Raw genomic sequence first — 13,406 nt, forward strand, 5'->3', positions numbered from 1 at the left:
CCTGGACTCGCCCGTCCCTGACCTGCCATTCGATCTGGTGCCCCTCCTCGTGGAAGACGAGGAAGAGCCCGCAGACCCGGTCGCCGTCCTCGTCGGCGGCGGGGAGGGCCGCGATCTGCCGGACCTGGCCGAGAACATCGTCGGAACCGGAGGAGCGAACCGCGCGGGCGTAGCACGCCGCGTCGAGCCAGCCGCCTTCCGGAAACACCCACCCCGCAGGGTCCCCGTGGCGGATGATGCGCTCGGCCTCGGCCCTCTGCCCGTGAAACTCCAGCCACCCGCGTATATAGACCCAAGCACTCATACCGCCATGATGCCGAGGACACCTCCACGAGCAGATCGGAGTCCCGTGAGCTGGTTGCCTCCCGAGGAGTACGTCCAGACGCTTCCGAACGCCACCATGTACGCCGCCCTGTACTTCACCGACGTCGATGGTGATCCCCTCCTCCTGCGCTCAGCGCTGGGCGTGGAGACCTGGCAGTTCCCCGGCGGCAACGTCGAGCACGGCGACCCCACTCCGTTCGCCACGGCCGTCCGGGAGTGCAGGGAGGAAACCGGCATCGATTTCGACGGACCGCCCGTCCTCCTTCTGACGCACTTCCTTCCACCCCACCCGGGATGGCCCTGCGCGAAGATCGGGTTCGTCTTCGACGGCGGGACGCTCACGGACGCCGAACTCGGCCAGATCGTCCTGGACCCGTCCGAGCACACCGAATGTCTCGTGCAACCGCTCGGCGCATGGAAGGCGACGATGAGCCCGCGCTCGTTCGCCCGCGTCGCCGCCGTCCACGAGGCAAGAAGCAGTAGATCCGCGAAGCTCCTCTGCGAACCCCACCCGACGGCCCCGTAGCCCGCTCGAACGATCTGGCCACTCGGCCTGGCGTCGGCCGCGCCCGCTCCGTCTCAGGAGAGCCGGAAGGCCAGGAGGGTTTTGTCCTGGGCGGCCACCAGGGTGCGGTCGCGGGTGGCGAGCGCCCATTGCCTGGTCGGGGAGGGGGTGGAGACGGGGTGGTTCCAGACGAGTTCGCCCGTCTCGGCGTCCCAGCCGTAGAGCCCGGCGCCCGTGGCTCCGGCCACCCCGGTGCAGATCATTCCGCCGGCGGCGACCAGCGGGGCGGTGCGGGCCGCGGGCGTGTCGACGGACCAGACCCGGCGGCCCGTGCGGGCGTCGAGCGCGATGAGCCGCGGGTTGTCGAGGATATAGGCGTGCTTCCCGCTGACCAGGAGGCTTCGTTCCTGCCCGCCGGGTGAGGTCGGTGTGTAGGTCCACAGCTCCCGGCCGGTGGACGCGTCCAGGGCGTACAAGGTCGGGCTGCCGGTGTAGACCGTCCCGGCTGCGACGGTGAAGTCCTGCGAGAGCCGCCTTTCGTCGTGGGGATTCGCCGCGGCCTTGGGAAGCTCGACGGCCCAGAGACCGCGGCCCGTGTCGGCGGCCCGCGCCTCGAGCCTGACCCCCGACGGGTTGCGGAAGATCAGGTTCCCGCCGCCCTCGGGGACGGAGGTCAGGCCGCCCTCCGGATCGGCCCAGCGGACCGCGCCCGTCGCGGTGTCGAGCCCGACGAGCAGGCTGTCGGCCCCGCGGGGGGTGCCGATCGCGACGAGGGTGTGGTTCGTGATGCCGTAGAGGAGGCTGAAGAAGGTCTCGGAGGGCCACTCGTAGGCCCAGAGCCGGCTGCCGGTGGCGGCGTCCACGCCGAAGACCGTCCGGTCCCGGCCGGTGATGACGAGTTTCCCGTCGTCCGGCCCCAGCAGCTCGGGGTAGTCGTTGCCGGCGGCCACGTCGCTGCTCCACCTGACCCGGTGGGACTCGTCCATGGCGATCAGCCGGTCCTCCTCGTCCGGGATCCCATAGATCATGCTGGGTCCGGTGACGGCGACGGAGAACCTGCTGGACCACAGCTGTCGCCCGGTGTCGAGCGAGTGCCAGCGGTACACCGGCCCCTCGTCGTGGGGGACGACCGTCCGGGAGAGGACCTCGACGGCGAAGCGCCGGTCGCTGAGGTCGCCGATCGTCGTCCGCCACAGCGGCTTCGGCGGGGCGGGCCCCCGCCCGGCCCCGCCGTCGGCCGCGGCCAGTGCCGCGGCCGTCCCCCCGCCGACGACGGCGAGTCCCGCGGCGGCGGCGCCGCCGAGCAGCAGCCGCCGGCGGGTGCGGCCCTTGGCGAGCTCCCGCATGTCCAGGAGGAGCGTGTTCTCCCGCTGCCGCAGCTCCTCGCCGAGGGAGCCCGGAAGCCAGCCGGGGGCCACCGGCTCGGCCGCCAGAAGCGACGGCAGCAGTTCGGTGGGCGGGCGCTCACCGGGGTCGCGGCTCAGGCAGGCGGCCACCATCCGCTCCAGGGACGCCGGGACGCCGTTCAGATCGGGCGCCTCGTGCAAGGTCCGGTGGATGATCGCGGGCAGCTCGTCCCTGCCGAAAGGGGGACGGCCGGTGGCGGCGAAGGCCAGCACGGCCCCGAAGGCGAACACGTCGGCGGCCGCGGTGAGCGTCCCGCCGCGGATCTGCTCGGGGGACATGTACCCGGGGGAGCCGATGATCTGCCCCTCGGAGGTGAGCGCCCGCGTGGACCCGCGGGACGCGTCATGGTCGGCGGCCCTGCTGATGCCGAAGTCGATGACCCGGGGCCCGTCCTTGGCCAGAAGGATGTTGGCCGGTTTGAGGTCGCGGTGCAGCAGCCCCGCCGCGTGGATCGCGATCAGCGCCTCGCCCAGCCCGGCGCCGAGCGTGCGCAGCAGCGGCTCGGGCATCGGCCCGTACCGCTCGACCGTCTCCTTCAGGCTGAGGCCGTTGACGTACGCGGTCGCCAGCCATGGGACGGCCCCGTCCGGCTCGGCCTCGACCACCGGGCTGGTGAACGCGCCGCTGACCCGCTGGGCGGCCGCGACCTCCGCCCGGAACCTCGCCCGGAACGCCGGATCCCCGGCGAGCTCCGGCCGCACCACCTTGATCGCCACCGCCCGTCCGGCCGGGGACGCGCCCAGGTACACCCGTCCCATGCCGCCCTCGCCCAGCCGCCGAAGCACCCGGTACCCGCCGATGCGGCCGGGGTCTTCGGGCCCTGGCCGGGCCGTCACGAGGCCGCCCGGAAGCAGAGCAGCCGCTCATGATCGGTCGCGAGGACCGACGAGCCGGACACGGCGACGTCCCATTTCCCGGCGCGGGGGACGTCGCCCCAGTGCGCCCACAGCCCCCGGCCGGAGGCCGTGGCGGCGAAGACGCCTCCTTCGAACGCGACCGCGAGGACGTCGCCCGACGCCGCGTCGTGCCCCGACTCGGAGACGAACTTCTCCGGACCGGCCAGGGACCACGCGGGGGCCCCCGTCCCGCGGTCGTGAGCGTGCAGGTCGTCACCCCGGAAGATCACCTTGCCGGCCGCGGGCAGGACGGAGGGGAACTCCGCGCCGGCGGTCCGCGACCACACGCTCTTCCCACCGGCCGTGTCGACCGCCTGGAGCGTATCGGCGAAGTTTCCGAACACCCTGCCGCCGGATACCGCGATGCCCTGGGTCAGCCACTCACCCCCGTCTTTGGACCAGTCGACGGTCCAGCGCCTGCGGCCGGTGACGAGGTCGACGGCGAAGAGCGTGTGCTTCACATTGAGGTACAGGCCGTTCCGGTCGGCCGCGCCGGAGGCGTCCGAGTCGGCGAGAGGGAACCGCCAGCGGGCCTTGCCGCCGGCGAGGTCGACGGCCCACACGACAGGGACGCCCTCGTCCGAGTACGTCCCCGACTGCAGCAGGGCCGCGCCGTCGACCACGCCGAAGACGGAGCGGGGAAACGCGCCGTCGGGCATCGGCAGATGCGTCGCCTCACCCGATGCCGCGTCGACCAGGCTGATCGTCGACTTCCCGTCGAGACCGCCGCCGTTCGGGAGGACGAACGTCGACCCGTGGACCGCACAGCCGGCGAACATGCTGACGTCCGCCGTCCACAGCCGCCGCCCGGACGCGGCGTCCACCCCGTATGCCGCGTCTTCGCCGCCCCACAGCACGACACCGCCCGCGACCAGCACGTGCGATTTGTCGGACCCGACGGGCGCGGGCGGGACGAAGGTCCACGCCGGCGCGGGCGCGGCGGCGAGGGCGGTCCCGCGGGGCGCGGGCTTGGCGGGCTTGGACTTCCCGCCCGCCAGGGCCCAGCCCGCCGTCCCCGCGCCGATGCCGGTCACGGCGACCGCCGCCCCGGCGGCCAGCCCCAGCACACGCCGCCGCCGCAGGCCGTCGGGGACCGTCTCCTCGATCCTCGGCAGCGGCGGCGGCAGCGTCACGGGCCCGGACGCGACCCGGTTCGCCTTGGCCTCCCTCGCCGCCAGGTCCCGTCGCAGGGCGGGGGAGAGGAGCGCGGAAGGATCGGCGGGGATCAGCGCCGCGAGAACGTCCGCGAGTGGAGGCCGCCGGGCCGGTTCCTTGGCCAGGCAGGCGGCCACGGTGCTCCGCAGCGACTCAGGCAGCCCGTCCAGACGGGGCTCGCCGTACAGGATCTCGTAGAGCAGCGCGCCCGGGTCACCCTCCCCGAACGGCCGGGCTCCCGTCGCCGCGTGGACCAGCACGCCCCCCAGCGCGAACACGTCCGCCGCAGGCCCCGCGTCCTTGGCGCCGGCGATCTGCTCGGGCGCCAGGTACGCCAGCGTGCCGATCATGCCGCCGGTACGGGTGATCTGCGTGGCGTCGATGACCTTGGCGATCCCGAAGTCGATGATCCTGGGTCCGTCCTCGGCCAGCAGGATGTTGCCGGGCTTGAGATCGCGGTGCACCAGCCCCGCCCTGTGAACGGCCCGCAGCGCCTCGGCGAGCCCCGCGCCCAGCGCGCGGACGGCCGGCTCGGGCAGCGCCCCGCCGTCCTCGACGGCCTCCTTCAGCGTGGGCGCGGGGACGAAGGCGGCGGCGAACCACGGCTGCGGCGCTTCGGCGTCGGCGTCCAGCACGGAAGCCGTGTACAGCCCGCTGACCTTGCCCGCCGCGCCGATCTCACGCCGGAACCGCTCCCGGAACCCCGGGTCGTCGGCGGCATCCGGCCGGATGAGCTTGAGGGCCGCCAGCCGCCCACCCGGCGACCGGGCAAGATAGACGACCCCCATCCCACCGGCACCGAGCCGGGCGAGAACCCGGTACCCGCCGACCCCAACGGGATCCCCCGCCTGGAGTGGCCCCATCCCGCCCCCACCTCGACAGAACAAACCTGTCTGTAAGAATATCGGATCGGCCTAACCCCAGGGCGTGCCCCAGCCCCCGGTCGAGGCCCCTCTAACGGGAGCGCCCGCTGTCGGCCGGATCGACTTCGAGCTGTGTGCGGACGTCGAGTTCATCGCAGAACGCGTGATCGCTGCATCACCCGACGATGTTCACGGCGTCTGGGGCAGTGACCTGGAAGCACAGATAGACCCGCGTGTGGCTGGCACTGACCAACCTCTGGTCGACTGTTGCATGGGACGAGACGTCCGGCTTCAACACCACCACAGACGCACTCAAAGCCGGGTGACCCTGACGGCACCACCCCCGTGGCAGCCGGTTGGACTGACACCAGCAAACACGTCACCCCACACGGCCCAAACGCGCGCCGCCCCAGACCCCGAACGGGAACGTTGCTCGGGTGGTGGGCCCACTGGGTCCTGCTCCTGCGCTCGGGCTTCCAGCGCATCCGGAACACGACGAAGGCGGACGTCGTCCTTCCTACCTGATCTCGGTCGGGCTGGCGGGATTTGAACCCACGACCCCTGGCACCCAAAGCCAGTGCGCTACCAAACTGCGCTACAGCCCGCACACCACCGCCGAACGCGATGACGCGAGAAGTGTAGTCCCGATCGGCCCCCGCCCGCTCCGCCCCCGGCACGTCCACCCCGAAGACCCTGTACGCTACGGGATGGCGATCGAGACCCATCCGGGCCCGAAGATCGCCTAGCGGGCGTAGCTCAATGGTAGAGCCCCAGTCTTCCAAACTGGCTACGCGGGTTCGATTCCCGTCGCCCGCTCCCATATTTACCCAGGTCAGAGCCCTGCGGGCGATCTCGGATGCCCTCCTGAAGATCATTTGTCACCCATTTGTCACTGGGATCTGGCACGCCTGGACGCCATCCTGGTTCAACTGTCGTGCTTCGTGATCACGGTCTGACCGTCCCTGGTTGAGATCAGCACGGTGACGGACCTTGCGTCCTCAACACGGAAGGTCCGGCTCCCGGAGGGGAATCGGACCTTCGTTCGTTGGACGGCTCGCTAGCTCGGCTCGATGCCGAGCAGCCGGCGGAGATCGACCGTCACGATGCGATAGCTCGCGCCGATGCGGATCACCTTGCAGGGGAACTGCTCTCGGCGAGCGAGCTGGTAGGCGCGTGTACGTCCGAGCTCATGCGCCGCGTTGATCACTAGCCAGGTGGGGCTTCCGAGTTTGTCCAGTTAACGTCCTCTCTCCGTGCTAAGAGCGTGTCTCACGTGGTTGTGAGGTGATCTGCGGGATGATCTGAGACTGTGGCATCCGATCTGGCGTTGAGGTTGGTTCCGGACGAGTTGTGGGAACTGACCGCCTCGTTGATTCCGCAGTTCACCCCGCGCCGCCAGGGTGGCGGGACCGGGCCGGTCGAGGATCGGGCGGTGTTCACCGCGATCGTGTACGTGCTGACCAGCGGGTGTGCCTGGTGGCACCTGCCGGCCGAGTTCGGTGTCTCACCGGCCACGGCGCATCGCCGGTTCACCGCCTGGACCCGGGCCGGGCTGTGGCCCCGGCTGCACCGGGCGGTGCTGGACGAGCTCGGAGCCAAGGGTCAGATCGACTGGGCTGCGGCGATCGTGGACGCCGCCGCCGTCCGGGCGAAAAGGGGGATCGCTGACCGGCCCCAATCCGGTCGATCGGGCCAAGAGAGGCAGCAAACTCCACGTGCTGTCCGACGCCGCCGGGCTGCCGCTGGTGGTCGGTGTCTCGGCGGCCAACACCGCCGACATCGAGGCGTTCAAGCCTTTGTTCATGGCCTTGCCGCTGATCCGCTCCCGGCGCGGACCGCGCCGCCGCCGACCGGACAAGGCCCGCGCGGACAAGGGATACGACTCGGCTGAACTGCGCGCCTGGCTGCGCCGCCGCGGTGTCACGCCGCGCATCGCGCGCCGCGGCATCGAATCCAGCGAGCGGCTCGGCCGGCACCGTTGGAAGATCGAGCGCACAATCGCCTGGATCTGCGGCTACCGCCGGCTCACCGTCCGCTACGAACGCTCGGCCAACCTGTTCGCCGCGTTCCTCACCTTCGCCGCCACGCTCACCTGCTGGAAGCAGCTTGCCACGTGACGCTCTTGCGTAGGAAGGCCTCAAGCTGTTCGGCGAAGCCCGGTGCTGCGGCGACGAAGTGACCAGCGCCCGGATGCACGCTGCGCTCGCCACCGAGCACATCCGCCAGAGCGTCGCAGATCCGCTCGAGCGCGGCCGCGTGGTCTCCGGACGCGACGAGCACTGGGACGCCGGCGTCACGGATCGCGTCGAGCTGTGGGTGCGCCTCTCTGGTCGGCCGACCACCCTGCGCCCGCCGAACGCCGGCAACCACGTTCTCGGGGAGCGGGCCGTCACCGAGGGGCGCGCCCGCGAGATGGAGGAACTCGCGCAACTCGGCCGGGTCCATGTCCATCCCGTGGGTGAGGACCGCATCGGCGATGCGCTCGAGCCGCGACACCTCGGGATCGTCAGGGACAAGGTAGTGGAGCGGCGGCTCGATCAGGGTGAGCGAGCGCACGCCGCCGGGCGCGGCGGCGGCCGCGATCAACGCCCCGAGGGCGCCGTAGGAGTGGGCGACAACGTGCGGGCGGCCGACGAGCAGCGGCGCCAAGTCCAGGGCGTCCACCTCGAAGTCCTGACACTCCTGCGGTGGTGGACTCGGCGGATAGCCACGGCGATGGACATATGCCAGCGTCCACCGATCGGCCAGCGGAGCCAAAGCGCCCCACGTCGTCCGCGGGCCAGCACCGCCATGCACAAGCAGGACCTCGGGGCCAAAGCCATCACGCACCACCACGATCTCGCCCACGCGGCGAGCATAGCGACGCACCGTGAGACACGGCGCAGGAGCAGCACCTTCACAGCACCACGTGAGACACGCTCTAAGCAGCGGCGCATAGAAAGGTATCCCGACCTCTTGATCCGGTAGACGACGTCGCAGGGCCGTCGCCGCAGGCCGCGCAGGGTTTCCTTGTGGCTCTGACGCCTGGGGGGGTGGCGTCTCGTCCTGCTCTATCGCTCGCTAAGGTTCCTGTGCCCCTGCTCTGGGTCTCAGTCGGCAGTCTCGACGATCACGTCAGACTCGGGATTGCAGTACAGCCGCGCCGCCGTCCTCAGCCTCGCGGAGTTGCCGCCGTGCAGCGAGGCACCACCTCGCCAGGCGTCCGGGGGCTGATTCTCAGCCGCACCGCCAGCCGGCGCTCACGCAGGCCGGCGAAAGTCCTTTACGTTCTGCACCCTTACTCCCTTTCGATCACCGGCCAGCCCCGGTAGATGTGTGGAGTCGGCGGTCAAGATCAGCACATCAGGCTGTTGCCCTGCCGCCTCCGCCCGGTCGGCATACATGTGAGCCGTCGCGGCGACCAAGGCGTCTACAACCTCCGTTGAGTCGAACCCCGCGTCACCGATCAGCTTCCCGGCGGCGCGTGCGAGGTCCTCGGTGACAGGCTCAACGACCGTTCTGGTGCTGGACAGCACATGATTCAGCTTCGTGTCCCGGTCGGAGCCGCGAAGGATCTCTGTCAGCACGACACTGGACATGACCAAGCGTGCCTGCTTGCGCAGCGCAGCAGCAAAGAAGATCGCAACGTCGCGGTCCGTGGCCACCTTGTTGATGGCATCGTTGTCAAGTACCAAAGTTCCGCCAAGCCTGGCAGCCCGACGGCCTCGAGCGGCGCTCACTGATCTTGCGCAGACGGCCAGGCGGCGAGGGCGGCCTGGATCTCGTCCTCGCTGAACGCCCCGTGCTGTTCTTCCAGCTCGTCAACGAACTCGGCGAGGGCGTCGAGTTGGAGCTTGGCCGCGATCGCCTCATCAACGTAGGCGGAATCGGACAGACCCAGCTTGCGGGCTTGTTCACGGATCTCGGCCTTGCGGCCGCGGCGGATGGTGGCCGACAACTTCTCGGTCGCGCTGTGCCCACTCGCGGCCTTGCGGCGCTTCGCGACACGAAGAGGCTGGTTGGCGGTAGCTCGCTTGGCGTCCACGACTCAATCCTACCAATGGTAGGAGCCGACTGCCCCGGCGAGAGGGGCAGAACTCACGTACGAGCTAGTGGGGCTTGGCCTGACGCATTTCCTCGCAGCGGGACGCCAAGACAGGCTCTCGGCCTCACTCGCGAGTTCCTCGGCCTCCGAGTACTGGACGCCATCATGTCGACTCCTCCGCTCCCGGATCCATCCTGAGGCGCGCTACATGGAGCGCAGGTTTGGTCTTGTTTCGGTGTGCTGGGCGATCATCTGGTCGGCGAGGATCGCCTGTAGTTGGGTGATCTTGGCTTGGGCTTCGGCGAGTTGGGCTTCTAGGGCGGTTTCGTCGGCGGTGGGGAGGGAGGTAGCGCTCGGTTGTGGAGATCTTGCGGTGGCCGAGGCGTTCTTTGACGACCTGGAGGTCGGCGCCGCCGGCTAGGAGCCAGGAGGCGTGGGCGTGGCGGAGGTCGTGGATGCGGGGTGAACAGCCGAGGTCGGCGGCGGCTCGGGCTGGGTGCCAGCAGCGGGTGCGGAACCAGTTCGCGGAGATGTGGGGGTCTTCGTCGATGACGCGTGGCTTGCGGGGGCTGTCCTTGCCCTGGACGCGGCGCTCGGCCCGGTAGGCGGCGTAGGCGGCTCGGCAGTGGTGGCATTTGCACTTGCCGAGGCTGTAGGCCGTGGTCGTTCCGTGGGTGTAGGTGCGGCCGTTCGGGGCTTCGAAGGTGAGGGCGTCGGGCCCCAGGAGTTCAAGGTTGGGCGGCTCGGCTCGGTGGCGGCTGAAGAAGAGGTCGTCGGGGACGAGGTCGCTGGCCTCTACGTGGGCCTTGAGCTTCGCGACGATCTGGGGGCTGAGCTTGAAGCGACGCCAGCGCTTGCCCTTGGGGTAGTCCTTTACCAGGAAGCGGCGGCCTTCGGGGTGGAACTTGGGAACGAGTTCGACGACGGAGCGGCCTGACGGTGAGGATGCCGGTGGCGAAGTCGAGGTCCTTGACGCGGAGTTCGGTCAACTCGATGCCTCCGCCCCAAGTGATGAGGACGAGGGGGGCCGTGCTGACTGGGCGCGGTGGACCGGTTCGGCGTGGTTCGGTGCCGAGGGGTCAGCTCTTCTCCGTTGACGTGGGGCTGGTGTGGCCGCCGTAGGTGGCGATTTTGTATTCGGTCGCCGCGAGCGACAGGGTGAGCTCCTTGAGTTGGCGGCGGATCGTGTCGCGGTGTTCGAGCAGCAGGTCGAGGCGCTCGGGGACGGTGTCGTCGCCCTCGTCTGCCAGCCGCATGTAGTGCTGGAGGTCGCGCATGGCCATCCCGGACAGGCGCATGCGGGTCAGGAACACCAGTCTCCGGACCGCCGCCGCGTCGTAGCTGCGGTGGCCGCTGGCGTCGCGGGCCACCTCGACCAGCCCGATCCGCTCGTAGTAGCGCAGCGTGTGCGGCGACATGTCGAGCAGGTCGGCGACCTCCGTGATGGTCATGGGGTCGGTGGCGGCGCCGACGTCGACGAGGCGGTGGATCACCTCGACCGACATCGGGCCGTCGACCTCGTCGAGGGCGGCGAGCGCCCTCGACATCAGATCGTCCGTGGCCATGGCCACACTCTAGATCGGCCGGGCGGATGCGGCGGCGCCGGGGAAGTCGGCGGCACGCGCGGTAGGGGCCCAGCGTTCGAGCTCCTCCAGGTTCTGCCGGTAGGACCTTCCGATGCGCTCGACCGCCTCACGCCCGAGCGGAAGGCGCAGCGGCAACTCGTCACCGGCGACCAGGTCCACGATGATCTCCGCGGCCCGTACCGGGTCGCCCTCTTGAACCCCGTCGGCGCCCGCCATGTCGTTGCGGACGGCCCCCAGGAGCCCGGTGTACGCGGCGCTGGCGTCGGCGACCCCGAGCACGTCGGGCGCGTTGAACGAGGTGCGGAACCGGCTCGGCTCGACGATCATCACTCGGACCCCGAACGGCGCGACCTCGCCGGCCAGCGCCTCCGACCAGCCTTCGAGCGCGAACTTGCCGGCCGAGTACGCGCCGACGCCGGGGAAGGAGATGCGCCCGCCTTGGCTGCTCATCTGCACGATCGTGCCCGACCGTTGCTCACGGAAGTGCGGCAGGACGGCCCGCACGAGCGCCGCCGGACCCAGAAGGTGCAGTTCCAAAGACGCGCGGAGTTCCTCGTCGCCGACCTCCTCGGCCGCGCCGACGACCCCGCGGCCGGCGTTGTTCACCAGCACGTCCACCCGACCGAACCGGTCGACCGCCGCCTGTACGACGTCCCCGGCGCGCCCGGTGTCACGCACGTCGAGTTCGGCGACCAGCACCTGGTCGCGGTGGGCGTCCGCGAGGTCGGCCACCGACCCGGGCCGCCGCACGGCCAGCACCACGTTGTCGCCCCGCCCGATCGCGCACTCGGCGATGGCACGACCGAAGCCCGCCGACGCGCCGGTGATGATCCATGTCCGCTGAGTGCCTGGTTGAGATGTCATGCCGGTGACGCTAGGAGTTCGAGCGCGCTCGAACGCAAGCACGGCGTCCGCGTCCCGTTCTGCGCACCGTCGGGATGTTCGCTCGGTAGCGGTGCATCGTGCGAGGTCGGAGTCGTGCTGGTGCGGGGCTCAGCCGCCTAGGGGGCAACGTTGTGAGCCTTTGCGCTGCACGCTGTTGCGGCTCAACTGCGCGCTGGAAGTCAGTCGACCGGATCCCAAGGCGCTGATGCGAGGGCCGTGGTCGGTAGCCGTAGTCACCTCGTTGGGGCAACCGGAGGGGGGAACAAAGCGTCTGACTGTCGAGACCGCGGCTCGCGCCATGAGGCGAGATCCGCCACGACGGTTGGAGCCACGATGACTGCACCTAAGAAGCGCATTCCTGGACAGACCAACGCCGAGTATGAACGACGCCAGGATCCCAACGCGAAATTCATCGGAGCGCAGTCGCTGCAGGGTGGCGGAGACCCTTCTTTTTCGATCAGGGCCTCCCAGGCTTTCCTCGCTTGGCTCGACCGTCGCAGGGGCCGCAAGTCGAGCTAGGTGCGGAGCGGCCTGCGGCTCCGGCCTCATGCCGACAAAGGTAGGGGGCGGGGCGGGGGGCGTCACCTACGCCTCGTCCCTCGGCTGCGGGGGCGGCGGACCGTGCCGACCGCGCATCGCCGCTGCCCCTTGACTGGGGAGGTCGGGACGCTTCGGCTCACGCATGCGGTGAGGCGACTCAGGGACCGTGATAAGAGCTGCGGGCGAAGACGCGCATCGTGCTCAGTGAGTTGAAGACGGCCAAGTCGCGACGGCGCGCTCGTGCTCACAACGCACATCATGGGGCTTCGTGTCCGAAGTACGGCATGACGTGGGCGGCGAGCGCGTAGGCGTTGTCCTGGTGGGGGACGCCTGCCTTGCCTTCGGCGATGCGGGTCTCGGCTCGGGCGGAATGAAGTCGAATCTCTTTCCTGTCTCGTTGAAGAAGGCGATCACCGGAACTTCGTAAGTGTTCTTCTCTCCCCGTCTTTCGACGTGGCGGACCACTATGCCTGTAGTGCGTATGCCTGTGCGCCGGGGGCGTCTCCATTTCATGATGTTGTAGAGCAGGGCGGGCAGGATCAACAGATAGATGATGATCACGATTTCCCTGTTTCCACTCCGCGCATCGTTGTCCCGCCGGGCGTGTAGGCCATGCGACGCGAACGGCGGCGCAAGGCATGAAGGACCATCGGTTCATAATTCGGGGCGCGGTGTACCGTTATGGGCATGGCCACGGAGACGCAAGCATGGCCGGACGGGCTTGGGGTGGTCCAGGTTCGGGTTGCGCGGCCCACCGACAGGCTGGACGAGGTGGTCACCTTTTATAGGGACCACTTGGGCCTGCCCGAGCTCTCCCGGTTCACCGGCCACGCCGGTTATGACGGCGTGATGCTCGGTCTGCCCGGCACCGACTACCACCTGGAGTTCACCTCGCACGCCGACGGGAGCCCGTGTCCGGCGCCCACCGGCGACAATCTGCTCGTGCTGTACTTCGCGGGCGAGGCGCAGATGCGCGATGTGGTCGAACGGCTCGTGGCGGCCGGGCACGAACCGGTGCCGGCGGAGAATCCCTATTGGGTCGAGAACGGCGCTCTGACCTTCGCGGACCCGGACGGCTGGCGCGTCGTTCTGGTGCCCAAGCCCGTCTTCTGACGGCCGGACCTGCCCGCGATTCGCGCATCCACAGCGCCGTGCTGGCCGCCACGTCGAACGCGGCGTCCCCACTGGGTGTGGGGGCGCCGCCGGGGTCACGTCTGGGTG

General features: G+C 69.9%; 14 protein-coding genes and 2 tRNA genes. 5 read left to right on the forward strand and 11 right to left on the reverse strand.

The genetic code is table 11. The features are described from left to right. On the reverse strand, positions 1-304 hold a 304-nt coding region (locus tag AB0C69_RS24590), incomplete at its 3' end, for a hypothetical protein (RefSeq protein WP_360357343.1). A 45-nt stretch (positions 305-349) separates the two neighbouring features. Between AB0C69_RS24590 and AB0C69_RS24595 the strand changes: the two genes are divergently transcribed. Beyond that, positions 350-850 carry an NUDIX hydrolase gene (locus AB0C69_RS24595; protein ID WP_360357345.1) on the forward strand — a complete coding sequence of 167 codons (501 nt, stop codon included), beginning with the start codon at positions 350-352 and terminating at the stop codon, positions 848-850. Positions 851-903: 53 nt separating this feature from the next. Here AB0C69_RS24595 and AB0C69_RS24600 read toward each other — a convergent pair whose 3' ends face one another. The 3 genes from AB0C69_RS24600 to AB0C69_RS24610 all read right to left on the reverse strand — a co-directional run bounded on the left by AB0C69_RS24600 (position 904) and on the right by AB0C69_RS24610 (position 5,755). After that, positions 904-3,072, reverse strand: a complete 2,169-nt coding sequence (locus AB0C69_RS24600; RefSeq protein ID WP_360357347.1) for a serine/threonine-protein kinase — start codon at positions 3,070-3,072, stop codon at positions 904-906. Next, positions 3,069-5,150, reverse strand: a complete 2,082-nt coding sequence (locus AB0C69_RS24605; protein ID WP_360357350.1) for a protein kinase — start codon at positions 5,148-5,150, stop codon at positions 3,069-3,071. Before AB0C69_RS24605 ends, AB0C69_RS24600 begins: the two co-directional genes overlap by 4 nt. Positions 5,151-5,681: 531 nt before the next feature. After that, positions 5,682-5,755 (reverse strand) — tRNA-Pro (locus AB0C69_RS24610). 140 nt (positions 5,756-5,895) lie between these two features. Here AB0C69_RS24610 and AB0C69_RS24615 point away from each other — a divergent pair. Beyond that, positions 5,896-5,966 (forward strand) — tRNA-Gly (locus AB0C69_RS24615). A 241-nt stretch (positions 5,967-6,207) separates the two neighbouring features. On the opposite strand, the gene AB0C69_RS24620 is transcribed toward AB0C69_RS24615, so the two are convergent. After that, positions 6,208-6,357 carry a hypothetical protein gene (locus AB0C69_RS24620; RefSeq protein ID WP_360357353.1) on the reverse strand — a complete coding sequence of 50 codons (150 nt, stop codon included), beginning with the start codon at positions 6,355-6,357 and terminating at the stop codon, positions 6,208-6,210. A 114-nt stretch (positions 6,358-6,471) separates the two neighbouring features. Here AB0C69_RS24620 and AB0C69_RS24625 point away from each other — a divergent pair. After that, positions 6,472-7,267 (forward strand): IS5 family transposase gene (locus AB0C69_RS24625; protein WP_360357375.1). Its coding sequence is split into 2 segments (ribosomal slippage): positions 6,472-6,797 and positions 6,796-7,267, totalling 798 coding nucleotides; the frame shifts between segments, so codons are not numbered across the junction. Here the strand turns inward: AB0C69_RS24625 and AB0C69_RS24630 are convergent. The 4 genes from AB0C69_RS24630 to AB0C69_RS24645 form a co-directional block, all read right to left on the reverse strand. Continuing rightward, complete coding sequence (locus tag AB0C69_RS24630) at positions 7,239-7,997, reverse strand: alpha/beta fold hydrolase (protein ID WP_360357356.1); 759 nt, start codon at positions 7,995-7,997, stop codon at positions 7,239-7,241. The genes AB0C69_RS24625 and AB0C69_RS24630 overlap by 29 nt on opposite strands. Before the next feature lie 392 nt (positions 7,998-8,389). Continuing rightward, complete coding sequence (locus tag AB0C69_RS24635) at positions 8,390-8,869, reverse strand: PIN domain-containing protein (protein ID WP_360357358.1); 480 nt, start codon at positions 8,867-8,869, stop codon at positions 8,390-8,392. Next, the gene (locus AB0C69_RS24640; RefSeq protein ID WP_360357361.1) at positions 8,866-9,174 is read right to left on the reverse strand and encodes a hypothetical protein; all 309 of its coding nucleotides are present in this window, start codon (positions 9,172-9,174) and stop codon (positions 8,866-8,868) included. Before AB0C69_RS24640 ends, AB0C69_RS24635 begins: the two co-directional genes overlap by 4 nt. A gap of 163 nt (positions 9,175-9,337) precedes the next feature. After that, positions 9,338-9,724, reverse strand: coding sequence for a site-specific integrase (locus tag AB0C69_RS24645; RefSeq protein WP_360357378.1), 387 nt, complete (start codon positions 9,722-9,724; stop codon positions 9,338-9,340). Here AB0C69_RS24645 and AB0C69_RS24650 point away from each other — a divergent pair. Beyond that, the gene (locus AB0C69_RS24650; protein ID WP_360357363.1) at positions 9,707-10,111 is read left to right on the forward strand and encodes a hypothetical protein; all 405 of its coding nucleotides are present in this window, start codon (positions 9,707-9,709) and stop codon (positions 10,109-10,111) included. The genes AB0C69_RS24645 and AB0C69_RS24650 overlap by 18 nt on opposite strands. A gap of 142 nt (positions 10,112-10,253) precedes the next feature. Here the strand turns inward: AB0C69_RS24650 and AB0C69_RS24655 are convergent, their stop codons facing one another. Next, complete coding sequence (locus AB0C69_RS24655) at positions 10,254-10,739, reverse strand: MerR family transcriptional regulator (protein WP_360357366.1); 486 nt, start codon at positions 10,737-10,739, stop codon at positions 10,254-10,256. A gap of 9 nt (positions 10,740-10,748) precedes the next feature. Further along, entirely contained in the window at positions 10,749-11,624 is an 876-nt protein-coding gene (locus AB0C69_RS24660; protein WP_360357369.1) for an SDR family NAD(P)-dependent oxidoreductase, read from the reverse strand. A gap of 1,248 nt (positions 11,625-12,872) precedes the next feature. Here AB0C69_RS24660 and AB0C69_RS24665 point away from each other — a divergent pair. Beyond that, positions 12,873-13,298, forward strand: a complete 426-nt coding sequence (locus AB0C69_RS24665) for a VOC family protein (protein WP_360357372.1) — start codon at positions 12,873-12,875, stop codon at positions 13,296-13,298. Positions 13,299-13,406: the final 108 nt, after the last annotated feature.

This window comes from Actinomadura sp. NPDC048032 (assembly GCF_040653175.1).
Lineage (GTDB): Bacteria > Actinomycetota > Actinomycetes > Streptosporangiales > Streptosporangiaceae > Spirillospora > Spirillospora verrucosospora.

Coding starts and splice junctions, on each gene's coding strand:
- AB0C69_RS24660 (WP_360357369.1), bottom strand. CDS start 11,624: ATGACATCTCAACCAGGCACTCAGCGGACATGGATCATCACCGGCGCG.
- AB0C69_RS24655 (WP_360357366.1), bottom strand. CDS start 10,739: ATGGCCACGGACGATCTGATGTCGAGGGCGCTCGCCGCCCTCGACGAG.
- AB0C69_RS24605 (WP_360357350.1), bottom strand. CDS start 5,150: ATGGGGCCACTCCAGGCGGGGGATCCCGTTGGGGTCGGCGGGTACCGG.
- AB0C69_RS24665 (WP_360357372.1), top strand. CDS start 12,873: ATGGCCACGGAGACGCAAGCATGGCCGGACGGGCTTGGGGTGGTCCAG.